This window comes from Amycolatopsis acidiphila (assembly GCF_021391495.1).
Taxonomy (GTDB): Bacteria; Actinomycetota; Actinomycetes; order Mycobacteriales; family Pseudonocardiaceae; genus Amycolatopsis_E; species Amycolatopsis_E acidiphila.
Genome location: NZ_CP090063.1, coordinates 1,393,502 through 1,419,108, shown reverse-complemented (window position 1 = coordinate 1,419,108; position 25,607 = coordinate 1,393,502). Strand labels below are relative to the sequence as shown.

Here is a 25,607-nt window from a genome sequence, read left to right as displayed (position 1 = left end):
AGCCCGCGCCCTAACCCCGATCCCCGCGTCCTTCAGCGGTCGGCACGCCGGGTCAAGGCATCTTTCCCGCCTTGACGCGGTGGGCCGACCGTTGAACACTCCGCGATCGGGGTGGAACGGGCGTACCCAGCCACCCGCGCGCAGCGCACGCCCTTGCGCTTCGCGCGACCCCGCGCGAAGCGCAGGGGAAATGATCAAGAGAGTCCTCGCCGGACGGGCAGGCTCGGAGACGAGCCAGAAAAAGCCCGCTACGCCACCTCAGGCCAAGCCCGTTCCCGGCTGAGCCCCTACCGCCCGCCTGCCCGACCTGGCGCTCAGGCCCAGAGCTCGCCGTCCAACCTTGCCGCCGCCTCGTCCAGCGTGCCGCTGTACGCGCCCGTCGACAGGTACTTCCAGCCGGCATCCGCGACGACGAAGGCCACGTCCGCGGGCTCGCCCTTCGCGGCGGCCTTCTCCGCGACAGCAAGCGCCGCGTGCAGGACCGCACCGGTCGAGATGCCCGCGAAGATGCCTTCGTGCTCCAGCAGCTCACGGGTCCGGCGCAACGCGTCGTACGCGCCCACCGAGTACCGGCCGTTGAGCACGCTCGGGTCGTACAGCTCCGGCACGAAGCCCTCGTCGAGGTTGCGCAGGCCGTACACGAGCTCGCCGTACCGCGGCTCGGCCGCGATGATCTGCACGTCCGGCTTCTGCTCGTGCAGGTACCGGCCCACCCCGACGAGCGTGCCCGTCGTGCCGAGACCGCCGACGAAGTGGGTCACCGTCGGCAGGTCCTTGAGGATCTCCGGGCCGGTGCTCCGGTAGTGCGAGTCCGCGTTCGCGGGGTTGCCGTACTGGTAGAGCATCACCCATTCCGGGTTCTGCTCCGCCAGCTCCTTCGCCCGGCGCACGGCCTCGTTCGAGCCACCCGCGGCGGGCGAGAACACGATGCGGGCGCCGTAGGCCTGCAGCAGCTGCTTGCGCTCGGCGGAGGTGTTCTCCGGCATCACGCACACCAGCCCGTAGCCCTTGAGCTTCGCGGCCATGGCCAGCGAGATGCCGGTGTTCCCCGAGGTCGGCTCCAGGATGGTCGAGCCCCGGCGGAGCCTGCCCTCGCGCTCGGCGGCCTCGATCATGGCCAGCGCGGGACGGTCCTTGATCGAGCCGGTCGGGTTGCGGTCCTCCAGCTTGGCCCACAGTCGCACGTCGTGCGTCGGGGACAGCCGCGGGAGGCCCACCAGCGGCGTGCCGCCGAGGGCGTCGATCAGCGAGTCGAAGCGAGCCATCAGCTCAGCGCGCGCCGCCGGCGACGGCGGGCAGGATCGTCACGGTGTCGCCGTCCTTGACCTCGGCGTCGAGCCCACCCGCGAAGCGGACGTCCTCGTCGTTGACGTAGACGTTCACGAACCGGTGCAGCTTGTCCTCTTTGATCAGGCGGGCCTTGAGGCCGCCGTGCCGGGACTCGACGTCGTCGATCACCTCGAGCACCGTCTTGCCGGACGCCTCGACGGCCTTCTCGCCGCCGGTGTGCGTACGCAGGATGGTCGGGATGGACACGGTCACGGCCATTGTTCACTACCTCCGCTTGGGTTCTCTAGGGCAGACGTTGGGGACGTTCGCGTTATTCCGCGTCGACGACCTCGACGGGCTCCTCGGTGATCACGCCGTCGACGATCCGGTACGAGCGGAACTCGTGCTCTTGGGGGTCTCTCGTGGAGACCAGCACGTAGTGCGCGTCCGGTTCCGAGGCGTAGGACACGTCGGTGCGCGACGGGTAGGCCTCGGTGGCGGTGTGCGAGTGGTAGACCACGACGGGGACCTCGTCGTTCGCGTCCATCTCGCGGTACAGCTTGAGCAGGTCGGCCGAGTCGAACTCGTAGAACGTGGGCGAGCGCGCGGCGTTGAGCATCGGGATGAACCGGACGGGCCGGTCGGAGCCCTCGGGGCCCGCGATCACGCCGCACGCCTCGTCCGGGTGGTCCCGGCGCGCGTGCGCGACGATCTCGTCAACCAGTTCACGGCGGATCCGAAGCACGCCCGTCATCTTACGGGCCGGACACCGGGTGTTCACAGAGTGAGACTCAGCACGGGCTGTTACCGGGCGAACGCCTCCGGCCACACGTCCCGGTAGGCGGGGACGCCCGCGGCCGTCTCGGCGGACAGCAGGCCGTGCACCATGGCGCGGGCGAAGACCCGCGCCGCGGCCGAACAGAGCGCGTCCAGCGCCGCCGCGCGGGGGGCTTCGCCGAAGGGACCGCTACCCGCGGGCAGCTCACGCGCACCCGTGGCCAGGGCGAACACCGTGTCCCCGTCGAACATCGTGTGCGCCGGGCGGACCGCGCGCGCCAGGCCGTCCTGGGCGGCGACGGCGAGCCGCCGGCACTCCGCCTTCGACAGGGCCGCGTCGACCGCCACCACGCCGACCGTCGTGTTCAGGTCGGTCGGCGCGAGCGGCAGGGACACCGCCCGCGCGGGCCAGCGCACCCCGAACTCCCCGCCGACCTCGTGGTCCGCGGCGAACGGCACACCCGTGCCCGCCGAGACCGCTTCACCGGCAGCGTTGACCACCGCGAGCGCCCCCACCGTGCAGCCGTAGACGACCTCGCTCACGCTGCCGACCCCGCCCTTGAGCGAGCCGGCGACCGCACCCGAGCCCGCGCCGACGGTGCCCTGCGCGACCGGGCCGGCGGTGGCCGCTTCGCAGGCCGCGTACCCGAAGGACGCGTCCGGCCGGTTGCCCCACTCACTGCGTGGCAGGTCGAAGATCACCGCCGCCGGCACGATCGGCACCACCTCGTGCGGCTGCCCCCCGACGGGAAAGCCGTGGTGGCGCTCGCTCAGCCACCGCATCACGCCGTCGGCCGCGGCGAGGCCGTACGCGCTCCCGCCCGACAGGCAGATCGCGTTCACCCGCTGCACCAGGTTCTCCGGCTCCAGCAGGTTCGTCTCGCGCGTCCCGGGCGCGCCGCCGCGCTGGTCGACCGCCCCGGTCGCGCCGTCGGGCACGAGGACCACCGTCGTGCCGGTCGCCCAGCCGGGCTCGATCCGCTCGTGGTGGCCGACGAGCACGCCCGGCACGTCGGTGATCACGCGGTCAGCGCGTCGACGAGGCTCTCCTGCACGTAGGTGAGCCAGTGGTAGACGCCGAGGTGCGGGGACCGCGGGTCGTCCTCGGGCAGCTCGTCGGGCATGTCCTCGGAGACGTCGAGCGCGGTGCCCAGCGCGAGCCGCACGTCGTTGATCGCGGACAGCCACGCGTCCGCCTGCTCGACGGTGAGCCGCACGTTGCCGCCGTCGCGCGGCAGCGTCTCCATCACGACCTGCGCCACGCCGACCTTGGCATCGAGGAGCTCGGGCTCGTGGATCGACCGCAGCGCGCCCGCCGAGTCGAGGTCCTCCTTGGTCGGGTTGTCCGGGTCGAGCTTGTGGTAGTCGGGCAGCAGCCGCGACAGCACCGGGTCGTCGGGCGACTCGGAGGGCCCGGTCTTGATGCCGGTCAGCTCCGCCAGCGGGTCCTGCGGGGTCTCCTCCGCGCGCGCCTGCAGCATGTCCTCGAGCTGGCTCACCAGCCCGCGCAACACGGCGGCCTCCTGCTGCTCGAACCCGGCGAGCACCTGGCCGCCCTTGCGCTTCCATGCCTTCACGGCTGCTCCATCGTCGCCCACAGCCCCGCGGCGTGGAGTTTGGTGACGTCGCCTTCGACCTTGTCCTTGGAACCGGACGACACGATGGCCCGGCCCTTGTGGTGCACGTCCAGCATCAGCTTCGTGGCGTGGTCCCGGCTGTACCCGAACAGCTTCTGGAACACGTACGTCACGTACGACATCAGGTTGACCGGGTCGTTCCAGACGACGGTCTGCCACGGTCTGTCCTCGGCGACCAGTTCGGCCCCGGCTGGCTCAACCCGCGTCTGTTCGGCATCGACAGGCGTGGTCATACCGACATGTTGTCACGGAAGCGGCATCTCGTGGCCGGGCGGTCCGTCCGTTCGGGTGATGAGGTGTGCGAGGCAACTACCTAATAGCCTGACCACATGTCGTCTCCCGAGACTCAGGGCAGCACAGCACTGCTCACCGACCACTACGAACTGACGATGCTGGGCAGTGCGCTGGCCGACGGGACGGGCGACCGGCCGTGCGTGTTCGAGGTGTTCGCCCGCCGGCTGCCCGACGGCCGTCGCTACGGGGTGGTCGCCGGCACCGGCCGCGTCATCGACGCGATCGCGGACTTCCGGTTCACCGACGCCGAAATCGCCCAGCTCGGCTCGACCGGGGTCGTCGACGACGAGACGCTCGCGTGGCTGGCCGATTACGAGTTCACCGGCGACATCGAGGGCTACCCCGAGGGCGAGCTGTACTTCCCCGGCTCCCCCGTGCTGACGGTCCGCGGCAGCTTCAACGAAGCCGTCCTGCTGGAGACGCTGGTGCTGTCGATCCTCAACCACGACAGCGCGATCGCCTCGGCCGCCGCGCGGATGTCCGCCGCCGCGCACGGCAGGCCGATCATCGAGATGGGCAGCCGCCGCACGCAGGAGTACTCGGCCGTCGCGGCCGCGCGGTCCGCCTACCTCGCCGGGTTCGCCGCCACGTCGAACCTCGAGGCTGGGCGCCGCTACGGCATCCCGACCCGCGGGACCGTCGCGCACGCGTTCATGTTGCTGCACGACAGCGAGGAGGACGCCTTCCGCGCGCAGATCGAGAAGATGGGCACGGACACCACCCTGCTGGTGGACACCTACGACATCACGAAGGGCATCGAGACGGCCGTCCACGTCGCCGGGCCCGAGCTGGGTGCGATCCGGATCGACTCCGGTGACGTCGGTGTCCTGGCGCGCAAGGCCCGCGAGCAGCTCGACTCGCTCGGCGCGCGCGACACCCGCATCGTCGTCTCCGGCGACCTCGACGAGTACGCGATCGCGTCACTGCGCGCGGAACCGGTGGACGCCTACGGGGTCGGCACCTCGGTGGTCACCGGCTCGGGCGCGCCGACCGCGGGCATGGTCTACAAGCTGGTCGAGGTCGACGGCCGTCCGGTCGCGAAGCGCAGCGAGAACAAGGCTTCCCGCGGCGGGCAGAAAACCGCGCTGCGACGGCACAAGCCGACCGGTACCGCGCTCGAGGAGGTCGTCTACCCGACGAAGGCCCAGGTCGAGCTGGGCCAGTACGACCGGCCGCTGCAGATCCCGCTGATGAGCGCCGGACAGCCGGTGGACGACGTGCCCGGTCTCGACGACGCGCGCGAGCGGCTGCGGTACTGCCTGATCAGCCTGCCGTGGGAGGGCCTGAAGCTGTCCCGCGGCGAGCCCGCGATCCCGACCGTGTTCGTCGAGGAGGGGAAATGAGCAACGCACTCATCGTGGTGGACGTGCAGAACGACTTCTGCGAAGGCGGCTCGCTCGCCGTCGCGGGCGGCGCGGACACGGCGTCGAAGATCACCGAGCACCTCGCGGCGGGCGGCTACGACCACGTCGTCGCGACTCGTGACTACCACATCGACCCGGGCGCGCACTTCAGCGAGGAGCCCGACTACGTGCGCACTTGGCCGCGGCACTGCGAAGCGGGCACCGCGGGCGCGTCCTTCCATCCCGCGCTGGACGTCGGTCCGATCTCGACGGTGTTCTCCAAGGGCCAGTACAGCGACGGCTACTCGGGCTTCGAAGGGCACACCGAGTCCGGCGAGGGCCTTGCCGACTGGCTGCGGGCGCACGAGGTGACGAACGTCGACGTGGTGGGCATCGCAACGGACCACTGCGTCCGCGCGACCTCGCTCGACGCCGCGAGAGCAGGCTTCTCCGTGCGCGTGCTGCTCGACCTCACGGCGGGCGTCGCCCACGAGACGGTCGACAAGGCCTTGGCAGACTTGGGCTCGGCTGGTGTCGAGCTCACCGGAACCCCTCGGGTGGGCTGATGCGCGCGACGCTGAAGAAGCACAACATCCGCTTCCGCGAGCGGCTCGCGGCGAGCAAGGTGATCGCGATCCTGCGCGCGGAGGACACCGAGTACTTCGCCGATGTCGCGCAGGTGCTCTACGACTCCGGGATCCGGGTGATCGAGGCGGCGCTGACGACGCCGGGCGCGCTCGACGCCATCGCGCAGATGCAGGTCGAGCTCGGGCCGGACACGATGGTCGGCGCGGGCAGCGTCCGCACGGTGTCCGATGTGGACAACTGCGCGTCGGCGGGGGTGGACTTCCTGGTCACGCCGACGTTCTCGGCCGACGTGCTGGACCGGGCGCAGCAGTACAGCCTGCCGGTGGTGTGCGGCGCCCTGACACCGACCGAGATCGACGCCGCGTGGCGGCGCGGTGCCGCGGTGGTGAAGGTGTTCCCGATCGGGCCGGTGGGCGGGGTGGAGTACCTGCGGGCCGTGCGCGCGCCGCTGCCCGAGATCCCGCTGGTGCCGACCGGTGGCGTCGCGCTGCCCGAGGTCGAGGCGTACCTGGGCGCGGGCGCGTTCGCGGTGGCCGCCGCGTCCCCGCTGATCGGCGACGCCGTCTGCGGCCGCCGGCTCGACGAGCTCGCCCGGCGCGCGTCCGACCTGGCCTCGCTGGCGGGCAAGTTCGTCTAGCGGTGCCCGGCAGGGCCCCGCGGGACCCTGCCGGGCGCGTGCTCAGCCGCCGTAGGGGTCGCAGGCCGCGGTGCCCACGAGGATGTCGCCGGCGGCCGGGCCGCCCTGCGGGAACAGCTTGATGTGCACCGCGTTCGTCACGAGACTGCCGTCCGGCGGCGTCGGTACGACCAGCTCGTTGAGCACGATGTCGGCCATCGGCGGGTCGCCCTCGGCGCGGCCGGGGATGGTGATCGTGTAGTTCGCCGGGATGTTCTCGGGCACCGTGAACCCGCTGACCGAGCCCAGCTCCATCGACCCGTTGCTGCCGTTCGCGGTGGTGTCGCAGCCTGACTTGTACGTGCGCACGGAGATCAGCGGACCGCCGAACTGGCGCAGCACCCGCGTCTCGAAGCGCGTCCCGGTCACCTGCACCGACGCGGTGCCGTCGCTGTTGCGGGTGCACCTGGTCTCGCCGAGGCCGTACCGGGTGCTCGTGCCGACCACGACCGGGTCGGTCCGGTTCTCACCCGTTCCGCCGACCGCGCACGCCGCGATCGGGTCCGCGTGGACCGTCTGGTCGCCCACCGTCACGTGCACGGCCCCGACGGACCCGGCCCCGGTCGCCGTCGCCTCGTCCGCCTGCGCCGTCGCCGGGACGGCCGCCAGGCACAGCGCCGCCGCCAAGATCCGCTTCGTCCGTGCCATCAGCAACTCCTCTCGATCCGCCAGTAGTCCTCCTCCGACATCGGTCACCCGGCCGTGGACCTCGACCCGGGGACGCCGGGACCACTCGGTCGGGTGGCCCGTACTGAAAGCGACTTCACACGCTTTGCCCCCCTTCGCCCGATTAACGTCGAACGCGTCCGACTCGAGTTCCACCGGAGGTCTTTCGTGTCTTCCCTGCCCATCGCCCGCCGGGCCGTCCTCGCCGACCTGGTGCCCGGCGCCCTCGCCCGCGACATCGCGCTCGTCGCCGCCGGCGCGGGCCTGACCGGGCTCGCCGCGCAGGTCGCGGTGCCCATACCGGGCAGCCCGGTGCCGCTGACCGGCCAGACCTTCGCCGCCCTGCTCGTCGGCGCGGCGCTCGGCTGGCGGCGCGGCGCCGCGTCGATGGTGCTCTACCTGCTCGCGGGCGCGGCCGGGGTGCCGTGGTTCCAGGACGGCAGCGCGGGCCTGTCCGGCGCGAGCGCCGGCTACATCGTCGGGTTCGTGTTCGCCGGCACCCTGGTGGGCGCGCTCGCCGGGCGTGGGGGCGACCGCACGCCGCTGCGCACCGCGGGCACGATGGTGCTGGGCAACCTGGTGATCTACGCGTTCGGCGTGCCGTGGCTGATGGCCGCGGCTTCGCTGGACCTGGGCACCGCGCTGCAGAAGGGGGTCGAGCCGTTCCTGGCCGGTGACGCGATCAAGATCGTGCTGGCCGCCGGCCTCCTGCCCGCGGCCTGGGCGCTGACCGGAAAGCGCGCGGCGCGCTGAGTTCCTGACGGTGGGGGCCGGTACCGTTTGTTCTCGTGCCGTCCCCCACTGATCTCCCCGGTGTCAACGAGCTCCTCACGCACGCGGTGGAGGCGCTCGGCGGCGCGGAGCGCCCCGGGCAGGTCCAGATGGCCGAAGCCGTCGGGCGGGCGCTGCGCACCGGCGAGCACCTCGCCGTGCAGGCCGGCACCGGCACCGGCAAGTCGCTGGCGTACCTGGTGCCCGCCCTCCGGCACGCGGTCGTCAAGGACACCACGGTCGTCGTCTCGACGGCGACCATCGCGCTGCAGCGCCAGCTGGTCGACCGGGACCTGCCCAGGCTCGCGAAGGCGCTGAAGAAGCCGCTGGGCCGCGAGCCCACCTTCGCGATCCTCAAGGGCCGAAGGAACTACCTGTGCCTGCACCGCCTGGACTCCGGCGCCCCGGAGGAGCCCGAGGACCCGGGCCTGTTCGACCCGTTCGCGGTTTCCCGCATGGGCAAGGAGGTCCAGCGGCTGCGCGAATGGGCGTCGGACACCGAGACCGGTGACCGGGACGAGCTGGTGCCCGGTGTGACGGAGCAGGCGTGGCGGCAGGTTTCCGTCACCGCCAAGGAATGTCTGGGTGTCGCCCGCTGCCCGATCGGCACCGACTGCTTCGCGGAGCAGGCCAGGGCCGAGGCGGGGCGGGCCGACGTCGTGGTCACCAACCACGCGCTGCTCGCGATCGACGCGCTGCAGGGCTACCAGGTGCTCCCGGAGCACGAGCTGGTGATCGTCGACGAGGCGCACGAGCTGGTCGACAGGGTGACCTCCGTGGCCACCGGCGAGCTGACCTCGTCCGCGGTGGCCATCGCGGTGCGCCGCTGCGGCAAGCTGATCGACGCCGACATCGCGGACCGGTTGCAGGAAGCCGGTGAGGGCCTCGCGATGATCCTCGAAGACCTCTCGCCCGGCCGGCTGGACACGCTGCCGAAGCCGCTCGCGGGCGCCGTGACGGCGGTCCGCGACGGCGCGCACGCCTGCATCACCGCGCTCGGGTCCGAGCGCAAGGAGGACGTCGACGAGGCGACGGCGCGCAAGCTGGCCCGCTCCCAGCTGGAAGAGGTGCACGACACCGCGGTCCGGCTGCTGGAGGCGTTCGACGAGGACACGGCCCATCAGCGCGACGTGGTCTGGCTCTCGGCCGACCGCTACGGCATGAGCAACCGCCCGCCCTCGCTGCACGTCGCTCCCCTGTCAGTCGCGGGCCTGTTGCGGGAGCGCGTCTTCGGCGAGACCACGACCGTCCTGACGTCGGCGACGCTGACCCTCGGCGGCGCGTTCGACACCCTCGCGCGCCAGTGGGGCCTGCCGCCGTCGCAGGCGAAGGTGGAAAAGGCGCCCGGCACGGCGACGGACAAGGCCCCGCCCAAGGACGACGACGAGCTGAAGTGGACCGGTCTGGACGTCGGCTCGCCGTTCGACCACCGGCGCAACGGGATCCTCTACGTCGCCAAGCACCTGCCCCCGCCCGGCCGGGACGGGCTCCAACCGTCCACATTGGACGAGATCGCGGAGCTGATCGACGCCGCGGGCGGCCGGGCGCTGGGGTTGTTCTCGTCGATGCGCGCGGCCAAGCAGGCGACCGAAGAGCTACGCGACCGGGTGCGGCATCCGATCCTGTGCCAGGGCGAGGACAGCACCTCGCTGCTGGTGCGCAAGTTCGCCGAGGACACCCGGACCTGCCTGTTCGGCACGTTGTCGCTGTGGCAGGGCGTGGACGTGCCGGGGCCGTCGCTGCAACTGGTGATCGTCGACCGGATCCCGTTCCCCCGCCCGGACGACCCGGTGTCCTCGGCGCGGCAGCGGGCGGTCGAAGCCCGTGGCGGTAACGGTTTTCTCACGGTGGCGGCCACGCACGCGGCGCTGCTGCTCGCGCAGGGCACCGGACGGCTGCACCGGTCGGTCGCGGACAAGGGTGTCGTGGCGGTGCTGGACTCGCGCCTGGCCACGGCGCGCTACGGGAACTTCCTGAAGGCCTCGCTGCCGCCGTTCTGGCCGACGACAGACCCGGAGGTGGCGCGGGCGGCGCTGCGCAGGCTGGACGCCGCCGCCCCCGCCTGAGGGCGGGGCGGCGACAGGGCTACGGTGAACTGAACGTAAAGGGAGTAAGGAGCACCGTGTCTCAGGACTCACCCCACGCGAAATCGCGTTCGGTCAGTGTCGACGACATCGGGGTGCGCCGTCAGCTCGCCGACGGGAGCGAGGAGTCGGTCACCTGGGCGGAGCTGTCCGCCGTGGTGGTCAGAGTGATCCCCGAGGGTCCCTGGAACGAGGACGTGTTCCTGATGCTCGCCGGGGCCGACGGCAACGGCACCGCCGTGCCCAGCGGTGACCCGGCCGCCGACGCCCTCATCGAGCGCCTGCAGAGCCTGCCCGGCTTCGACAACGACAAGTTCGTCGAGGCGATGACGACCGACGCCGACGAGGCGTACGTCGTCTGGAAGGCCGGGACCAACTAGCCCGCTCGTCGCCCGGCCCGCCGCGCGTCGCGGTCAGATCGGCAGCTCTTCGGTCACCGGAATGCCCTTCTTGAGGGTCCGGCTCACGGTGCAGAGCTTGTCGATGGCCCGGTCGACCGCGAGCGCAAGCGCTTCCCGCTCGTCCTGACCCAGCCCGCTGACGTCCACGTCGAACTTGAGGTGCACGGCGTCCAGCTCCGAAGCGCCTTCACGCCGGTCGGCCGTGACGTCCACCCGGAACTTCGCGTCCTCCCCGACACGGCGGGTGATCAGGTTCTCGGCGGTGACGGCCGAGCAGCCCGCCGCGGCGACCTGCAGCAGCTCCGCGGGCGAAAACGCGCCCTCGGCCCCCTTACGGCCCAGCCGAACCTCGGCACCGCGCTCGTTGCGTCCGACGAACTCGTGCTCGCCGACCCGCTGCACCTCGAGCCCCATGGCTGCTCCCTCCACGCTTCCTACCGGCAGAACCACGCGCCGGGAGCCGATGTTCCCGGTCAGCGGTACTGCGCGAGCACCGTCACGGTGCCCGGCTCGACCTCGGTGAAGCCCGCGTCCCGCACGGCGACCACGCGCCGGGAACGCCAGGCCCCTGCCGGGTCGTCGCCGGGGTGGAGCTGCTTCCACTGCGAGACGCTCGGCGTCCGGACCGCGCAGGCGTAGCCGCGTTCGCCCCAGGCGGCGAGTTCGGCGGGCTCCAGCAGCGAGGCCAGGATCATCGTGCCGTGCCCGACCTGTGCGGCCGCCTTGCCGACGGTCATCGAGACCTCGGGGTTCAGCAGCAGCAACGGCAGGTCCGGCTGTGCCGGGGGCGGCTCGTCGGGCGGCAGGTCGCTGCCGGAGATCTGCAGCCGCGCGATCTCCTTCGGCACGTCGACGACCCGGCCGGGCACGAGGGCCCGCACCTCGGCGCCGCCGACGGCCACCCGCACGCCCGGAAACTCCTGCGCCACCTGCCAATGGATGCCACGGGCCCGGCGCGACACCTTGCGGATGTGGCCGGAGACCCACTCGCGCACCGGTTCGTACCATTCGCCGCCCGGCTGCGCGCGCTCGTCCAGGCAGACCGCCAGCGCCGCGGTCGCCGCCGCCTCCAGCAGCGGCGTGCGCTGCGGCGGGGTGGACTTCTCCAGGTGCAGGATGACCGGCATCGCGCGGACCTCTTCGGGCGAGGCCTCTGGCAGGGCGGCCTCCTCGGCGGGCAGTCCGAGCCAGTAGGCGTAGCGCGCCGCGAGCGGTTCGAGGACGTTCACGGCCGGACGAGCTCGAGCCCATCGGCCGCGTCGGCGGCCTCGACCTCGTCGCGGGTCACGCCGAGCACGAACAGCACGGCGTCCAGATACGGGTGGGACAGCGCGGTGTCGGCGACCTCTCGCAGCGCGGGCTTCGCGTTGAAGGCGATGCCCATCCCGGCCGCCCGCAGCATGTCGATGTCGTTCGCGCCGTCGCCGACGGCCACGCACTGGGCGAGCGGGATGCCGTACTCCCCCGCGAAGCGCTGCAGCGCCGTCGCCTTGCCCGCCCGGTCGATGACCTCGCCGACGACGCGGCCGGTCAGCTTGCCGTCGACGACGTCCAGCTCGTTCGCGGCCGCGAAGTCGAGCCCGAGGTCGTCGACGATCCGGTCGATGATCCGGGAGAAGCCGCCGGACACGACGCCGCACCGGAAGCCGAGCCGCTTGAGCGTGCGCACCGTGGTGCGCGCGCCGGGGGTCAGGGTGATCGCGTCCGCGACCTCGTCGAGGACCGACTCCGGCAGGCCCTCGAGCAGGCCGACCCGGCGTTCGAGGGACTCGGTGAAGTTCAGCTCGCCGCGCATCGCGGCCTCGGTGATCTCGCGGACCTCTCGCTCGACGCCGGCGTGCGCGGCGAGCATCTCGATGACCTCGCCCTGCACGAGCGTCGAGTCCACGTCGAACACGATGAGCCGCTTGGCCCGCCGGGCGAGCCCGGCGCGCTCGACGGCGATGTCCAGCCCGCCACTGGAGGCCACGTCCGCCAGCACCGATCGCAGCTCCACATCGGACTGCTCGGTGTCGCGTGGCACCGACAGGTGCACCTCGAGGCCGGTGACCGGATAGTCCGCGATCCGGCGGATCGCGTCGATGTTCGCGCCGAGCGCGGCCAGCCGCCGCGCCACGTCGGTGAACGTGCGCGCCGTCAGCGGGCGGCCGAGGATCACGGCGACGTGCGTGGAGCCCTGCCGGCCGGGCCCGAACGGGTCCGCGCCGATCGCCGAGCCGACCCGCACCTCCACGCTCATCTGGACCGTCGCCATGGCCTGCTCGACGGCCTCCTGCAGGCCCTCCGGGTCGCTCTCGACACCGACCAGGACGCCGAGCACCAGCTGCCCGCGGATGACGACCTGCTCGACGTCGAGCAGGTCGACGCCGTGCCGGGTCAGTGCCGCGAACAGGACGGAGGTGACGCCGGGCTTGTCCGGGCCCGTGGTCGTGATCAGAACCGGCGTCAGCTCGTTCACTGTCCTCATTCCTCCGCTTCGATGCCGGACAGACGTGCGGCCCGGCACGTGAAATTCTCACGCACCGGGCCGCCGCATCGGAGACCGGGTCACTGCTCGGACGCGTTGTCCTTGTCGTGTGTGCCGGGGATGGCGGCGTCGGTCAGCAGCTGGGACGGGGCCTTCTGCTCGCCGTGCGTCTTCGGCTTGCCGGTGAAGGAGATCTCCCCTTCACTGTGCAGCCGCTCCACCATGTGCGGGTAGTGCAGCTCGAACGCCGGGCGCTCGGACCGGATCCGGGGCAGCTCGGTGAAGTTGTGCCGCGGCGGCGGGCAGCTGGTGGCCCATTCGAGCGAGTTGCCGTAGCCCCACGGGTCGTCCACCGTGACCAGCTCGCCGTAGCGGTAGCTCTTGAACACGTTGTAGATGAACGGCAGCGTCGACGCGCCCAGGATGTAGGCGCCGATCGTCGAGATCGTGTTCAGCGTGGTGAACCCGTCGGTGGCGAGGTAGTCGGCGTAGCGGCGGGGCATGCCTTCGGCGCCCAGCCAGTGCTGCACCAGGAACGTGGTGTGGAAGCCGATGAACGTGGTCCAGAAGTGCAGCTTGCCCAGCTTCTCGTCCATCATTCGGCCGGTGATCTTCGGGAACCAGAAGTAGATCCCGGCGAAGGTCGCGAACACGATCGTGCCGTAGAGCACGTAGTGGAAGTGCGCCACCACGAAGTAGCTGTCCGACACGTGGAAGTCGATCGCGGGCGCGGCCAGCAGGATGCCGGTGAGGCCACCGAAGAGGAACGTCACCAGGAAGCCGATCGAGAAGATCATCGGCGTCTCGAAGGTGATGTGCCCCTTCCACATGGTGCCGATCCAGTTGAAGAACTTGACGCCGGTCGGCACCGCGATCAGGAAGGTCATGAAGGAGAAGAAGGGCAGCAGCACCGCGCCGGTGGCGTACATGTGGTGCGCCCACACCGCGACCGACAGCGCCGCGATGCCCAGCGTCGCCCAGACCAGGCCCTTGTACCCGAAGACCGGCTTGCGCGAGAACACCGGGAAGATCTCGGACACGATGCCGAAGAACGGTAGCGCGACGATGTAGACCTCGGGATGGCCGAAGAACCAGAACAGGTGTTGCCACAGGATCACCCCACCGTTGGCGGGGTCGAAGATGTGCGCACCTATGTGCCGGTCGGCGAGCAGGCCCATCAGCGCGGCGGTCAGGATCGGGAACGCGAGCAGCACCAGGATCGACGTGATCAGGATGTTCCAGGTGAAGATCGGCATCCGGTACATCGTCATGCCGGGCGCGCGCAGGCACACGATCGTGGTGACCATGTTGACGCCGCCGAGGATGGTGCCCAGACCGGACACGACCAGCCCGGCGATCCACATGTCGGCGCCCACGCCGGGCGAGTGGATCGCGTCGGACAGCGGGGTGTAGGCGAACCAGCCGAAGTCGGCGGCGCCGCCCGGGGTCAGGAAGCCCGACACCACGATGATGCCGCCGAACAGGTACAGCCAGTACGAGAACGCGTTCAGCCGCGGGAACGCCACGTCGGGCGAGCCGATCTGCAGCGGCATGACGAAGTTCGCGAACCCGAACAGGATCGGGGTGGCGTACAGCAGCAACATGATCGTGCCGTGCATGGTGAACAGCTGGTTGTACTGCTCGTTCGAGAGGAACTGCTGCCCTGGCCGGGCCAGCTCCGTGCGGATCAGCATCGCCATCGCGCCGCCGACCATGAAGAAGGCGAACGACGTGACCAGGTACATGATCCCGATCTGCTTGTGGTCCGTCGTGCGGAACAACCGCAGCAGGAACGAACCCTTGGCCGCCTCTCGCGCCGGATACGGCCGCGTAGCGATCGGCTGCGGGGCTACGGCTGTCACTCCTGCCTCCAAGACTTTCAACCTCGGTGTCTGACTGCGGCCGCCTCGGCAGCCGATCGGATCGTATCCCCCGCGACCGACAGCACTGCGCACCGGCTGGGAAGATCACGCGATGGTAGACGGCTTCTCGGCCTCCGCCCTTGACGCGGCGATCGAGGTCGGCCACCGGCTCGGACTGCCCACCGAGTCCCCGCAAGTGCTCGCACAGCGATCGAACGTGCTGGTCAGACTGGGTCCGGTGGTGGCGAGGGTGCCTGCGACGACGCTGCTCCTGCGCCCGCGGATCGAGGCCTGGATGGCACGTGACGTCGCATTGTCGGCGTTCCTGGCGGAGCGGGACGCACCGGTCATTCCGCCGTTCGAAGCCCCCGGTCCGCACCTCGCGAACGGCCTTCCGGTGACACTGTGGCGTTTCACACGTCTCGACCCCGGGCACGTCTTCGCGCCCGCCGAAGTGGGCTCGCTGCTCGGCGAGCTGCACGCCGCGCTGCGCGAGTTCCCGGGCGACTTCGGCGACAGCGGGCCAGTCGGCGACCTGGGCCGGATGTTGGACCTCATCGGCGACGACCGGCTGCGCGAGGCGGCCGGACGTGTCGTGGCCGCGCTGCCCGACCTGCCGGTGCAGCCGCTGCACGGGGACGCGCACGGCGGAAACCTCGTGCTGACCGACGACGGTCCTCGTTGGCTCGACTTCGAGGACACCTGGCGCGGTCCGCACGCGTGGGATCTCGCGTGTCTGGCGCGCTCTGCCCGGCTCGACGGCGAGGCGGCCCTCGCCGCCTACCCGGGTGACGTCGAGGGGCTGCGGCCGTACCTCGAGCTGCGGGAGCTTTTCGGGGTGTGCTGGCGCTTCCTGATCGCGCGGCGCTTCCCGGAACGGCTCGCGGAGGCGCGGAAGGCGAGGGACGCGTACCTCCGCTGAGTGGCCGGACTAACGCCACCAGCCCAGGATCGCCTCGGTCAGCGCGGCCGGCGCTTCCAGCGGCGTGAGATGCCCGGTGCCGGGCAGCACGACCAACTCGGACTTCGGCAGCGCGGCCGCCATCGCGGTCGCGGCCTCCGGCGGGGTCAGCCCGTCCTCCTCCCCCACCACGACCAGCGCGGGCACGTCGGCGGCCGCGAGCACGTCCGTCGAGTCGGGCCGGGCCGCCATCGCCCGCGCCGCCCACGCCACGCCGGACGGGGGCTGCGAGTCGATCAGCTCGCGCGTCGTCTCGACGATGTCGGGCGGTGTCGACGGCGCCAGCAGGTTCGGCAGCATCGACTCGGCGAGCCAGCCCGAGACGCCCTCGGCCTCGGCCCGCGCCGCCACGCGCTCGCGGTTCTCCGCGGCTTCCGGGGTGTCCGCCGTTGCCTTGGTGTCGATCAGCACCAGCCCGCCGACCCGCTCCGGGGCGAGCCGGAGCACGGCCATCGTCACGTAGCCGCCCATCGAACAGCCGCCGAGGACGACCTTGTCGAGCTCGAGCCGGTCCAGCAGCGCGACGACGTCACGCGCGGCGTCCTCCAGGCTCGGCGCGCGATCGGTGTCCGGTAGCCGCGTGCGGCCGAGGCCCCGCTGATCGGGCGTGATCAGCCGGGCGCGGGCGGCCAGCGGTTCGCGCACCCGGTTCCACATGCGGGCATCGACGGGGAACGCGTGCAGCAGGAGCAAGGGGAGATCGGCCATGAGAGCAGATTGTGTCGGACTTCCGCGCTAGCGTCTCGGGGTGACCGTCGAGTTCGCCGACATCCGCACCGAGCGGCTCCTGCTGCGCCGGCTGACCGAGGCCGACCGGGAAGCGGTGGTGCGCATCCAGACCGACCCGCGGACGAACCGCTACCACCCCGAACCGCCGGACGCCGCCGAGGGCGAGGCCAAGTTCGACTCCTGGCTGCGGGACTGGGACCACGACGGGTTCTGCTACCTCCCGGTCCGGGAACTTCCCGGCGAGCAGATCGTCGGCGTCGGGGGGTTGCAGCTGCGGAAGTTCAGCACCGACCTGGTCCTCAACCTCTACTACCGGTTCCTGCCCGAGGTCTGGGGCAGGGGCTACGCGACCGAGATGGCCACGGCGGTGATCGCCTGGGCGGACCGGACGCTGCCCCAGTACCCGGTGCAGATCAGCGTGAGCGTGCAGAACCAGCCGTCGCTGAACGTCGCCAAGCGGCTGGGCTTCCAGACCTATCTGGAGACCATCCACGACGGTGCGCTCAGCCGGCACTTCCGGCGGGACTAACGGCGGCGCGTCGGGCGGCGCCGGGCGCGGGCCTGCCAGCACGCCCGGTGCCAGTGCCGCCGGTCGGCCACCGAACCGCTCTCGTCCGCGGGCCAGGCGACGACGTGCGCGACACCGGTGTGGATCTCCTGGTCGCAGCCCGGGCAGCGGTAGACCTTCGTCGCCTGCGCTCCCGGCACGGTGCGCACAAGCCAGTCGCCGTCCGGCCCCGACTCGGCGCGCGCCCAGCCCATGGCCGCCCCGAGCTCGACGGGACGGCCACGGTCCGGCTTGTTGCGGCGGGGCACGCCGCCCACATTATCGGGCGCGGCGGAAGGTCAGCGCGACGACGAACGTGAGTGCCGCGATCACCACGGAGACGACGAACGCGTGCGTCATGCCCGTGACCAGCACCTCGTGCGGGGACCCGGTCGCGTGCCGCGTCGTGCTGCCGAACACCGTGACGAGGATCGCCAGGCCGAGGGTCGCGCCGATCTGCTGCATGGTCTGCAGCACGCCACCGGCGGCGCCGGCGTCGCGTGCCGGCACGGTCGCCATGATGATCACGTTGAGCGGCGAGAACGCCAGGCCCATGCCGAGGCCCATCAGCACCATCGGCACCAGCAGCAGCGGGAAGTAGCCGCTGTCACTGGACAACTGCGTCAGCAGCGCCAGTCCGGACGTCATCAGCGCGGTGCCGATCAGCGCGACCGGCTTCGGCCCGAACCGGGGCAGCAGCCGGGGGATCAGCCTGCTGGTGCCGAACACCAGCAGCGCCATCGGCAGGAACGCGAACCCGGTGCCCAGTGCGCCGTAGCCGTGCACCTCCTGCAGGTACTGGCTGAGGAAGAAGAACATCGACATACCGGCCATCGGCCCGAGGAAGAAGTTCGCGTACGCGGCCGCCCGGTTGCGGTCGGCGAGCAGGCGAAGGGGCAGCAGCGGCTGGTCGGTGCGAACCTCGATCGCGAAGAACGCCAGGAGCAGGAAGATGCCCACGGCCAGCGAGATCAGCGTGATGCCGTCGCCCCAGCCGTCGCTCGCGGCCCGGATGAAACCGTAGACGACGGCCGCGACGCCACCGGTCGCCGTGACGGCGCCGGGCAGGTCGAGGCGGGCCGGGTGACGTTCGGGTTCCCACAGATGGCGGGTGGCGAAGACGACCGCCGCGATGCCGAACGGCACGTTGATGAACAGCACCCAGCGCCAGGACAGCCATTCGGTGAGCAGCCCGCCGAGGATGAGCCCCACGGCGAAGCCCGCACTGGACATGGCCGAGAACAGGGCGAGCGCGCGCAGGCGTGCCTTGGGCTCGGTGAACGTGGTGGTGAGCAGGGCGAGCGTGCTGGGCCCTGCGGCCGCGGCGCCGAGGCCCTGCACGATGCGGGCGACGAGCAGCCAGGTGGCGGAGTCGGCGAAGCCGCCGGCCAGCGAGGCGAGGGTGAACAGGGTCAGGCCGCCGATGAACACGCGACGGCGGCCGAACAGGTCGCCGGTGCGGCCGCCGAGCAGCAGCAGGCCGCCGAAGACCAGGGTGTACGCGTTGATCACCCACGACAGGGAGGTCGCGCTGAAGTGGAGATCCGCCTGGATGCGCGGCAGCGCGACGTTCATCACCGTCGCGTCGAGGATGATCATCAGCTGACAGGTGAGCAGGATGGCGAGGACCATGCCCGGCCGGAACGACCGGGCGGTCCGGCCGGTGAGCGCCGGAGCGTTCGTGGACAGCGTTCTTTCGGACAAGAAAGGCTCCATTGGATGCGCGAAAGTAAGCGGACAGAATCTCCGCTTCACTGGAGCTATCATATGGAGAACGTCTCCGGTTATGCAAGGGTATCCGGAGATTGTGTCCGCTTCCAGGAGGAGGGCCCGTGGGATCAACGTCGACGTCACGGCCGATGCGGGCCGACGCCCGCCGCAACTACGAGCGGATCATCTCCGTGGCCCGGGAGGCGTTCGCCGAGCACGGGCCGGAGGCGCCGCTGGACGACATCGCCCGCCGGGCCTGCGTCGGCCCCGGCACGCTCTACCGGCACTTCCCCAATCGCGAGGCGCTCATCGAGGCCGTCTACCGGGCGGACATCGAGAGACTGTCGGGGCTCGCCCGCGAGCTGATGGAAACGCACTCCCCCGGCGACGCGCTGGCGGAGTGGATGCGCTCGCAGATCGACTTCGCCACGCGGAAACGCGGGCTCGCCGCGACGCTCAAGGCGGCGATGGACCGCGACTCCGAGACGTTCGCGCTGTGCAAGGTGATGATCAACGACGCGGTGCGCCTCCTGGTCAATGCGGCGCAGGAGGCCGGCGTCATCCGCGACGACGTCGAACCGCGGGACCTGTTGCTGATGACGCACGGCATCGTCGTCGCCTCGGAGGCCACGCCGGGGGCGGCCGAGCGGCTGCTGACCGTGGTGCTCGACGGGCTGCGGCCTCAGCCGCGGTAGGCCATCGCGAGCGGGACGAGCTGTTCCGCCGTGGTGAGGGAGCCGTGCTGTCCGATCAGGGACGACTCCATCGGCTCGTTCGTCCGGCGCAGCATCCCGAAGCGGTCGCGCGCCGCGACGACGATGTCGCCGATCCGCGGACGGACCCGGTCGCTGACGCGAGGGCCGAACCAGCCGCCGTCGATGGCCTCGTCACGGGTGGCCACCCAGGCGCAGTCCCGCAGTTCCGATCGCCAGGCCGCCAGCACGTCGTCCCGCGCGCCGTCCACCACGTACACGTGCCGCGCCCGGACCTCGCCCGCGATGACGCGTACGCCGTCGAGCAGCTGGGGCGTCGCGTCGAGATCGACCGCCGTGTCGTCGACCGCCACCATGCCGTGGTCCGCGACGACGGCGAGCAGCCGGCCCGGCGGTAGCGAGTCCACAATGGACTCGACGAGCCGGTCGACGTGCCGCAGCTGCATCCGCCAGGCGGGCGAACCCGGACCGTAGAGATGTCCGAGCTGGTCGAGCTGGCTGTGGTAGGCGTAGCAGAAGCTGCGAGGCCGGTCGAGCACGTTGAGCACCGAGGAGGCGAGGTCCCCGAGCGCGTGCACGCCGACGTACCGGCCGCCGCGCTGCACGGCTTCGGTCAACGCGGACTTGGCGAACTGGGCGTCGGAGACGACGGACGCGTCCACTCCGGCGGACGCCGCCTGGGTGAAAGTGGTGGGCAGTGGCTGGGCGTCGGCGGGACGCAGGCGTTCCCGCAGATCCGGCCCGCCCGGGTGGCCGGCCCAGCGCAGCGCGTTGAGCACGCCGACGCCGGGGACCTCGAAGGTGTAGCCGGTCATGCCGTGCTCCCCCGACGCGAGCCCGGTGCCGATGGCCGCCAGCCCGGCGACGGTGGTGGACGGGTAGCCGACCTGCAGGAGGCTGCGGGACAGCTGACTCAGCACCGGAGCGTCGGTGGCGTGCTGTTCGAGGAGCTCCCAGCCGAGACCGTCGACGAGCAGCACGCACGCACTCGAGACGGGCGGGATCTCGACGGTGTTCGCGAAGCCGGGAACGCCGAGCACCGCGAGGACGGAGGGCACCACCTGGGCCAGATGCGGCCGGCTTTCCAGCCTTGGCAGATCCACGGAACACAGCTTGGCAGGGATCACCCCACACGCGCACTTCCGGCGCGATAATGATGCCATGCCGACTTACGCCTACCGCTGCCGCGAGTGCACGGACACCTTCGAGGTCAACCGGCCGATGAGCGAGTCCGGTGCGCCCGCCACCTGCCCGGAAGGGCACGCCGACACGGTGAAGCTGCTGACGACGGTGGCCCTCACCAGCTCGGCGGGTGGCCAGCTGCCCGCGGGTGGCGGTTGTTGCGGCGGGGCGTGTGGGTGTGGGGGTTAGGTCGGGTTCGGCGGTTGGGGCTGACCCCGGAGTTGGGTGGTCATCCCGTCGCCTGAACTCGCGGCATCACTTTGAGCCAGGCTCGCAACCCTCCTGCTTGCGGGCAGCCGACAACGCAAGCTTGCGGGTCTGGGTCAAAGTGATATGCACAAACCGCAGGCGACGGGATGACCACCCAACTCGACCACCTGCATGAGGTGACGTAGGGGCTTTTCCTGGCTCATCTTTGAGCCTGCCCGTCCGGCGAGGACTCTCTTGATCATTTCCCCTGCGCGCTGCGCAAGGGCGCGCGCAGCGCGGGGTGGTTGGGGTACGCCCGTCCCACCCCGATCGCGGAGTGTTCAACGGTCGGCCCACCGCGTCAAGGCGGAAAAGATGCCTTGACCCGGCGTGCCGACCGCTGAAGGGCGCGGGGATCGGGGTTAGGGAGCGGGCTGGGCGCGGGCATTCGTGGCTGCCGTTGCCGGGTTCGCCTTCGCGCGGTGGTCGGGCGGTGCCGGATCGCCATGGCGTGGGTGGTTGGGTGCTGTCGGGTTGCCGTTGCCGGGGCGCCGTGGGTGGCTGGACATCCCGCCCCTCACCGCACGTAGTCCTTGAAGCCCTTCCCCGTCTTGCGGCCCAGGCGGCCGGCCGTCACGAGGTGCTCCAGCAGCGGTGCGGGCGAGAAACCCTCCTCGCGGAACTCGTTGAACAACGTCCGTTCGATCGCCAGCGACACGTCCAGGCCGACCACGTCCAGCAACTCGAACGGGCCCATCGGCAACCCGCAACCGACCTTCATCGCCGTGTCGATGTCGTCGGCTTGGGCGTAGTGCGCTTCGAGCATCTTGACCGCGTCGTTCAAATACGGGAACAGCAGCGCGTTGACGATGAACCCCGCCCGGTCGCCGCAGTGCACCGGGTGCTTGCCGAGCGCCGCGCACACCGCGTGCGCCGTTGCGACCACCTCCGGCGCCGTCGCGATCGTCTGCACCACCTCGACCAGTTTCATCATCGGCGCCGGGTTGAAGAAGTGCAGCCCGAGCACGTCCGACGGCCTGCTCGTCGACGCCGCGCATTCGATCACCGGCAACGAGGACGTGGTCGTCGCCAGGATCGCGCCGGGGCGGACGGCCTCGTCCAGGGCCGCGAACACCGCCTGCTTGACCGTCAGCTCCTCCGCCACCGCCTCGACCGCCAAGTCCACATCGGACAGCTCAGCGAACTCCGTCACCGGCTTGACCCGGGTCAGCACCGCCGCCGCGTCCGACTCCGACATGCGCCCCTTCGTCACCGCGCGACCGATCGACTTGCCGACTTTCGCCACCGCCGCTTCGGCCTTCTCGGCCGTCCGCGCCCGCAACACGACCTCGTACCCGCGCTTCGCGAAGACCTCCGCGATGCCCGTCGCCATCGTTCCCGTGCCGACGACGCCCACCCGCCGCACCTCGCGCACCACCGCAGAATCCACAGTGGACGATGCCACGGTATCCGTCACGACGGGCGAGTCCGCCGCCTCGTACCGGTAGAACCCGCGACCGCTCTTGCGACCCAGCAGCCCCGCGGTGATCATCTGCTTGAGCAACGGCGCGGGCGCGTGCAGCCGGTTCCGCGACTGCCGGTACATCGACTCGAGGATCTCGTACGCCGTGTCCAGCCCGATCAGGTCGAGCAGCGCCAGCGGTCCCATCGGATAGCCACAGCCGTACCGCATCGCCGCGTCCAGATCCTCACGCGTCGCGTAGCGCTGCTCGAACATCCGCACCGCGTGGTTGAGATAGCCGAACAGCAGCGCGTTCGCGATGAACCCCGCCCGGTCCCCGATCACGACCGGCGTCTTGCCCAGCCGCTCGGCGAACGCGACCACGTCGGTCACCACGTCCGGCTCGGTGACCACGGTGCGCACGATCTCGACCAGTTTCAGCACCGGCGCCGGGTTGAAGAAGTGCATCCCGACGACCTTGCCCGGACGCGCGGTGTGCACGCCGATCTCCGTGACCGACAACGACGACGTGTTCGAGGCGAAGATCGCCTCCGGCCTGACGATCTTGTCCAGCTGCCCGAGGACCTCGGCCTTCAGCTCCAGGCTCTCCGGCACCGCCTCGACGACCAGATCGACGTCGCCGAGGTCGCTCAGCTCCGTCGTGTACGTGATCCGGCCCAGCAGCTCCGCCCGCCCTCCCTCGTCGAGCTTGCCGCCGCTGAGCGCGCGCTCCGTCGAATGCTCGATGTGCGCACGGCCGCGTGCGACGCCCGCCGCGTCGAGCTCCACACCCACGACGTCCAGGCCGCTACGGGCCAGGACCTCCGCGATTCCCGATCCCATCGTGCCGAGACCGACCACTCCCACACTCGTGAACTCGCGCGCCATGACCGGCCTCCGGTGGTTACTGGGCGGTAAGTTCTCTCGATGGTGCCACGGCCGGGCCGCGAACGGCACCACCGAATCGAGTCAGGCCGCCGGCAGCTTCGGCCAGACGATGTTCGCGAGCGCCCGGACCGGGACGCACGGATCCGTCCCGCCTCGACGCAGGAGGGTGTAGACCTGCGCCAACCGGTAGTTCCCGTTCGTGGATCCGGGATCCGGCCCGACGGCGGTCGTGGCCACGCAGTACGTCAGCCCCGCGCCGCCCTCGATGGAGGTCTGCCGTCCCGCCAGCGCCTCCGTCGGCCCGGTCGGCTGCGGGCCGACGTCGAAGGTGATCGTGAGGACGTCCGGGGTCACGGTGTTCTGCCAGCGGCAGCGGTGCTTGGTGGGGATCGTCGGCGACTTGCGCCCCTGGCCGCCGAGCTGCTCGTCGACGTAGACCTGGAGGGAGAACTCGTCGGCGAACCGCAGGTACCGCACGCAGGAATCCGGGTCACCGCTCGTGCTGCGCTGGGCGACCAGCCCTCGGGGCAGCGTCTTGGCCAGGTCGGTGATCCGGCCGCTGTCCGTGCCCGCGACCTCGAGGTACCCGAGCCCGAACTCGACCCTGGTGCCGCCGAAGTTCCCTTCGGCGAAGCAGTAGTTCGGCGAGGTCGTGGTCGACCCGACGCCGGTCGCGTCGGCCTGCCGCGCGCCGTTGAGGTCGAGCAGGCTGCAGTAGTCGACGGTGGTGAGGTCGCCGAGCGCACGCTGCGCGGTCAGTGGGGCGTGGTCGTCCTGGTACTGCCTCAGTTCACCCTGGTCGACCGACGCCGCGCCGGTCACGACCGAGGTGCAGCCGGTGAGCAGCAGCGCCATGGCCGCCACCCAGTATCGAGACGTCTTCATGCGTCCTCCGCCGTTCGGATGACGCTCGGACGCCCCAGGGAGCGTCCTCAAAGGCTCAATCGCGCTCCCCGCGCCCAGGCGGCCCCTGGACGGCACCGGGAATTCACCCGAGTACAACCCGGTACGAGGGCGAATCCCCGCCACCACCAGGAACCACCTGGATCACGAAGCCCATCGACCAGCCTTCGAGGACACCCCCTAGGCCTCGCCGAAGTTCCCCTCCACGAGCCCCTTTACGGCTTCGAGCGCCTGCGTGGCCTGCGCCCCGCGCGCTCGGATCTCGATCCGGTCGCCCTTGCGGGCGCCGAGCGACATCAGGGCGAGCACGCTGTGCGCGTCGGCCTCCTGGTCGCCGAGCACGACACTCACGTCCGCCTCCATGCCCGCCAGCGTGCGGGCCACCACCGCCGCCGGCCGCGCGTGCAGGCCGACCTCGTTGTGCAGCACGAGTTCGATGCTCTCCGCGTCCGCACCCTGGGTCGCCGCCGGGGCTTCCAGGTCGGCGGCGCCCGCCGCGGTTGCCGCCGCCAGGGCGTCCGCGCGGCTCGCCCCGCCCTGCGCCGCCACCGCGGCGGCGACAGTCCCTTCGACGAACGGCGCATCGGCGACGACGGCCGCCTCGGGATCGGGCAGCGACTCGACGGCCAACTCCGCCGTCATCTGCGCGCTGCCGAGGTCGTAGAGCAGGACCACCCCGTCGCCACGGTCGGCCCGCTGGACCGCCGCGACCACCTGGTCGTAGTCCGTGCCGATGCCGCCTTCGGCGAGACCACCGGCGGGCACGATCGGGACCTCGGGCGCCATCTGCGCGGCGACCTCCGCGAGCCCGTCGGCGAGCTTCGCGCTGTGCGAGACGAGAACGAGCCCGACCGTCATCGCGCCGCCCTCGCGAGCGCACCGAGCAGCAGCGCCGTCGACCGTGCGCCGGGGTCCAGATGGCCCGCGCTGCGCTGCCCCAGGTACGACGCGCGGCCCTTGCGAGCCACCAGGTCCACTGTGGACTCCGCACCCTTGCCCGCGGCGTCCGCGGCGGCGGTCAGCACGGCCGCGACGTCCGCCCCCTCGGTGCCCGCGGCCTGCTCGGCGGCGGCGACCGCGGGGATCAGCGCGTCCACCATGGTCTTGTCGCCTTCGACCGCCTTGCCGCGGGCCTGCACTCCCTCGAGCGCGGCTCGCAACCCGGCGACGACCGCGTCGCTGTCCAGTTCGGACGCACCGCCGACAGCTGTCGACGCCCGGAGGAAAGCCGTGCCGTAGAGGGGCCCGGCGGCGCCGCCGACCTTGGCGATCAGGGTGGTCGCCACCAGCTTGAGCACCGCGCTCGGACTGTCCGGGACGGCGGAGTCCAAAGCGGACAGGATCGCGGTGAACCCCCGGTTCATGTTCTCGCCGTGGTCGCCGTCGCCGATCGCGCGGTCGAGCTCGATCAGCTCGGCCCGGTGCTCGGCGAGCACGGCCGCGGCGGCACGGACCGCGTCCGCGACCCCGTTCGCGGTGCAACTCATC

Annotated in this window: 29 protein-coding genes; 10 read left to right on the top strand and 19 right to left on the bottom strand. The window is 71.2% G+C overall.

The window, feature by feature from the left end:
* Window positions 1-314: 314 nt before the first annotated feature.
* From LWP59_RS06910 to clpS, 6 genes are read right to left on the bottom strand one after another with little or no spacing between them, the layout of a single operon-like run.
* Window positions 315-1,265, bottom strand: a complete 951-nt coding sequence (locus tag LWP59_RS06910; RefSeq protein WP_144640079.1) for a PLP-dependent cysteine synthase family protein — start codon at window positions 1,263-1,265, stop codon at window positions 315-317.
* Window positions 1,266-1,269: 4 nt separating this feature from the next.
* On the bottom strand, window positions 1,270-1,548 hold the full coding sequence (locus tag LWP59_RS06905) for a MoaD/ThiS family protein (RefSeq protein WP_144640082.1): 279 nt from the start codon (window positions 1,546-1,548) through the stop codon (window positions 1,270-1,272).
* A gap of 52 nt (window positions 1,549-1,600) precedes the next feature.
* Complete coding sequence (locus tag LWP59_RS06900) at window positions 1,601-2,014, bottom strand: Mov34/MPN/PAD-1 family protein (RefSeq protein WP_144640086.1); 414 nt, start codon at window positions 2,012-2,014, stop codon at window positions 1,601-1,603.
* Window positions 2,015-2,073: 59 nt separating this feature from the next.
* A complete protein-coding gene (locus tag LWP59_RS06895) occupies window positions 2,074-3,069 on the bottom strand; it encodes a P1 family peptidase (RefSeq protein ID WP_144640089.1) in 996 nt (331 codons plus the stop codon).
* Window positions 3,066-3,623: a DUF2017 domain-containing protein gene (locus tag LWP59_RS06890; protein WP_144640092.1), complete on the bottom strand. Its 558-nt coding sequence runs from the start codon at window positions 3,621-3,623 to the stop codon at window positions 3,066-3,068. Before LWP59_RS06890 ends, LWP59_RS06895 begins: the two co-directional genes overlap by 4 nt.
* Window positions 3,620-3,916 (bottom strand): ATP-dependent Clp protease adapter ClpS, encoded by a 297-nt coding sequence (gene clpS / locus LWP59_RS06885; protein ID WP_144640095.1) that lies wholly within the window; start codon window positions 3,914-3,916, stop codon window positions 3,620-3,622. The genes LWP59_RS06890 and clpS overlap by 4 nt, the downstream gene beginning before the upstream one ends.
* Window positions 3,917-4,012: 96 nt before the next feature.
* Here clpS and LWP59_RS06880 point away from each other — a divergent pair, with 96 nt between their 5' ends.
* The 3 genes from LWP59_RS06880 to LWP59_RS06870 are packed head-to-tail and all read left to right on the top strand — an operon-like array spanning window position 4,013 to window position 6,545.
* Entirely contained in the window at window positions 4,013-5,320 is a 1,308-nt protein-coding gene (locus LWP59_RS06880; protein WP_144640098.1) for a nicotinate phosphoribosyltransferase, read from the top strand.
* Window positions 5,317-5,886 carry a nicotinamidase gene (locus LWP59_RS06875; protein ID WP_144640101.1) on the top strand — a complete coding sequence of 190 codons (570 nt, stop codon included), beginning with the start codon at window positions 5,317-5,319 and terminating at the stop codon, window positions 5,884-5,886. Before LWP59_RS06880 ends, LWP59_RS06875 begins: the two co-directional genes overlap by 4 nt.
* Window positions 5,886-6,545, top strand: coding sequence for a bifunctional 4-hydroxy-2-oxoglutarate aldolase/2-dehydro-3-deoxy-phosphogluconate aldolase (locus LWP59_RS06870; RefSeq protein ID WP_144640104.1), 660 nt, complete (start codon window positions 5,886-5,888; stop codon window positions 6,543-6,545). The genes LWP59_RS06875 and LWP59_RS06870 overlap by 1 nt, the downstream gene beginning before the upstream one ends.
* 42 nt (window positions 6,546-6,587) lie before the next feature.
* Here LWP59_RS06870 and LWP59_RS06865 read toward each other — a convergent pair whose 3' ends face one another.
* Window positions 6,588-7,232 (bottom strand): hypothetical protein, encoded by a 645-nt coding sequence (locus LWP59_RS06865; protein WP_144640107.1) that lies wholly within the window; start codon window positions 7,230-7,232, stop codon window positions 6,588-6,590.
* A 186-nt stretch (window positions 7,233-7,418) separates the two neighbouring features.
* Between LWP59_RS06865 and LWP59_RS06860 the strand changes: the two genes are divergently transcribed.
* Genes LWP59_RS06860 through LWP59_RS06850 form a run of 3 tightly spaced genes read left to right on the top strand, consistent with a single transcriptional unit; the run spans window position 7,419 to window position 10,485 of the window.
* Window positions 7,419-8,003 (top strand): biotin transporter BioY, encoded by a 585-nt coding sequence (locus tag LWP59_RS06860; RefSeq protein WP_144640109.1) that lies wholly within the window; start codon window positions 7,419-7,421, stop codon window positions 8,001-8,003.
* Window positions 8,004-8,038: 35 nt separating this feature from the next.
* Entirely contained in the window at window positions 8,039-10,087 is a 2,049-nt protein-coding gene (locus LWP59_RS06855) for an ATP-dependent DNA helicase (RefSeq protein WP_144640112.1), read from the top strand.
* 56 nt (window positions 10,088-10,143) lie between these two features.
* A complete protein-coding gene (locus tag LWP59_RS06850; protein ID WP_144640115.1) occupies window positions 10,144-10,485 on the top strand; it encodes a hypothetical protein in 342 nt (113 codons plus the stop codon).
* 33 nt (window positions 10,486-10,518) lie between these two features.
* Here the strand turns inward: LWP59_RS06850 and LWP59_RS06845 are convergent, their stop codons facing one another.
* The 4 genes from LWP59_RS06845 to ctaD all read right to left on the bottom strand — a co-directional run bounded on the left by LWP59_RS06845 (window position 10,519) and on the right by ctaD (window position 14,835).
* Complete coding sequence (locus tag LWP59_RS06845; protein ID WP_144640118.1) at window positions 10,519-10,920, bottom strand: OsmC family protein; 402 nt, start codon at window positions 10,918-10,920, stop codon at window positions 10,519-10,521.
* Between the two features lie 59 nt (window positions 10,921-10,979).
* A complete protein-coding gene (locus tag LWP59_RS06840) occupies window positions 10,980-11,735 on the bottom strand; it encodes a peptidyl-tRNA hydrolase (protein ID WP_144640121.1) in 756 nt (251 codons plus the stop codon).
* On the bottom strand, window positions 11,732-12,955 hold the full coding sequence (serB, locus tag LWP59_RS06835) for a phosphoserine phosphatase SerB (RefSeq protein ID WP_229857845.1): 1,224 nt from the start codon (window positions 12,953-12,955) through the stop codon (window positions 11,732-11,734). Before serB ends, LWP59_RS06840 begins: the two co-directional genes overlap by 4 nt.
* Window positions 12,956-13,053: 98 nt before the next feature.
* Entirely contained in the window at window positions 13,054-14,835 is a 1,782-nt protein-coding gene (gene ctaD, locus LWP59_RS06830) for an aa3-type cytochrome oxidase subunit I (protein WP_144640127.1), read from the bottom strand.
* Between the two features lie 112 nt (window positions 14,836-14,947).
* Between ctaD and LWP59_RS06825 the strand changes: the two genes are divergently transcribed.
* Entirely contained in the window at window positions 14,948-15,757 is an 810-nt protein-coding gene (locus LWP59_RS06825) for a phosphotransferase family protein (protein ID WP_144640130.1), read from the top strand.
* A gap of 9 nt (window positions 15,758-15,766) precedes the next feature.
* Here the strand turns inward: LWP59_RS06825 and LWP59_RS06820 are convergent, their stop codons facing one another.
* Window positions 15,767-16,504, bottom strand: coding sequence for an alpha/beta fold hydrolase (locus tag LWP59_RS06820; protein WP_144640133.1), 738 nt, complete (start codon window positions 16,502-16,504; stop codon window positions 15,767-15,769).
* Window positions 16,505-16,544: 40 nt separating this feature from the next.
* On the opposite strand from LWP59_RS06820, the gene LWP59_RS06815 reads away from it, so the two are divergent.
* Entirely contained in the window at window positions 16,545-17,054 is a 510-nt protein-coding gene (locus LWP59_RS06815; RefSeq protein ID WP_144640136.1) for a GNAT family N-acetyltransferase, read from the top strand.
* Here the strand turns inward: LWP59_RS06815 and LWP59_RS06810 are convergent.
* Both LWP59_RS06810 and LWP59_RS06805 read right to left on the bottom strand, forming a co-directional pair.
* Entirely contained in the window at window positions 17,051-17,341 is a 291-nt protein-coding gene (locus LWP59_RS06810; RefSeq protein WP_144640141.1) for a hypothetical protein, read from the bottom strand. The two genes, LWP59_RS06815 and LWP59_RS06810, sit on opposite strands and share 4 nt — an antisense overlap.
* A gap of 10 nt (window positions 17,342-17,351) precedes the next feature.
* On the bottom strand, window positions 17,352-18,776 hold the full coding sequence (locus LWP59_RS06805) for an MFS transporter (RefSeq protein ID WP_229857830.1): 1,425 nt from the start codon (window positions 18,774-18,776) through the stop codon (window positions 17,352-17,354).
* Between the two features lie 128 nt (window positions 18,777-18,904).
* Here LWP59_RS06805 and LWP59_RS06800 point away from each other — a divergent pair, with 128 nt between their 5' ends.
* Window positions 18,905-19,477, top strand: coding sequence for a TetR/AcrR family transcriptional regulator (locus tag LWP59_RS06800; RefSeq protein WP_308431749.1), 573 nt, complete (start codon window positions 18,905-18,907; stop codon window positions 19,475-19,477).
* On the opposite strand, the gene LWP59_RS06795 is transcribed toward LWP59_RS06800, so the two are convergent.
* Window positions 19,465-20,598 (bottom strand): alkaline phosphatase family protein, encoded by a 1,134-nt coding sequence (locus LWP59_RS06795; RefSeq protein ID WP_229857832.1) that lies wholly within the window; start codon window positions 20,596-20,598, stop codon window positions 19,465-19,467. The two genes, LWP59_RS06800 and LWP59_RS06795, sit on opposite strands and share 13 nt — an antisense overlap.
* Before the next feature lie 58 nt (window positions 20,599-20,656).
* On the opposite strand from LWP59_RS06795, the gene LWP59_RS06790 reads away from it, so the two are divergent.
* Window positions 20,657-20,866, top strand: coding sequence for an FmdB family zinc ribbon protein (locus tag LWP59_RS06790; protein WP_144640148.1), 210 nt, complete (start codon window positions 20,657-20,659; stop codon window positions 20,864-20,866).
* Between the two features lie 577 nt (window positions 20,867-21,443).
* On the opposite strand, the gene LWP59_RS06785 is transcribed toward LWP59_RS06790, so the two are convergent.
* The 4 genes from LWP59_RS06785 to dhaL form a co-directional block, all read right to left on the bottom strand.
* A complete protein-coding gene (locus LWP59_RS06785) occupies window positions 21,444-23,216 on the bottom strand; it encodes a 3-hydroxyacyl-CoA dehydrogenase family protein (protein ID WP_144640151.1) in 1,773 nt (590 codons plus the stop codon).
* An 81-nt stretch (window positions 23,217-23,297) separates the two neighbouring features.
* On the bottom strand, window positions 23,298-24,101 hold the full coding sequence (locus LWP59_RS06780) for a hypothetical protein (protein WP_144640153.1): 804 nt from the start codon (window positions 24,099-24,101) through the stop codon (window positions 23,298-23,300).
* A 198-nt stretch (window positions 24,102-24,299) separates the two neighbouring features.
* Window positions 24,300-24,977: a dihydroxyacetone kinase phosphoryl donor subunit DhaM gene (gene dhaM, locus LWP59_RS06775; protein ID WP_144640155.1), complete on the bottom strand. Its 678-nt coding sequence runs from the start codon at window positions 24,975-24,977 to the stop codon at window positions 24,300-24,302.
* Window positions 24,974-25,606, bottom strand: a complete 633-nt coding sequence (gene dhaL / locus LWP59_RS06770) for a dihydroxyacetone kinase subunit DhaL (protein WP_144640158.1) — start codon at window positions 25,604-25,606, stop codon at window positions 24,974-24,976. The genes dhaM and dhaL overlap by 4 nt, the downstream gene beginning before the upstream one ends.
* Window position 25,607: the final 1 nt, after the last annotated feature.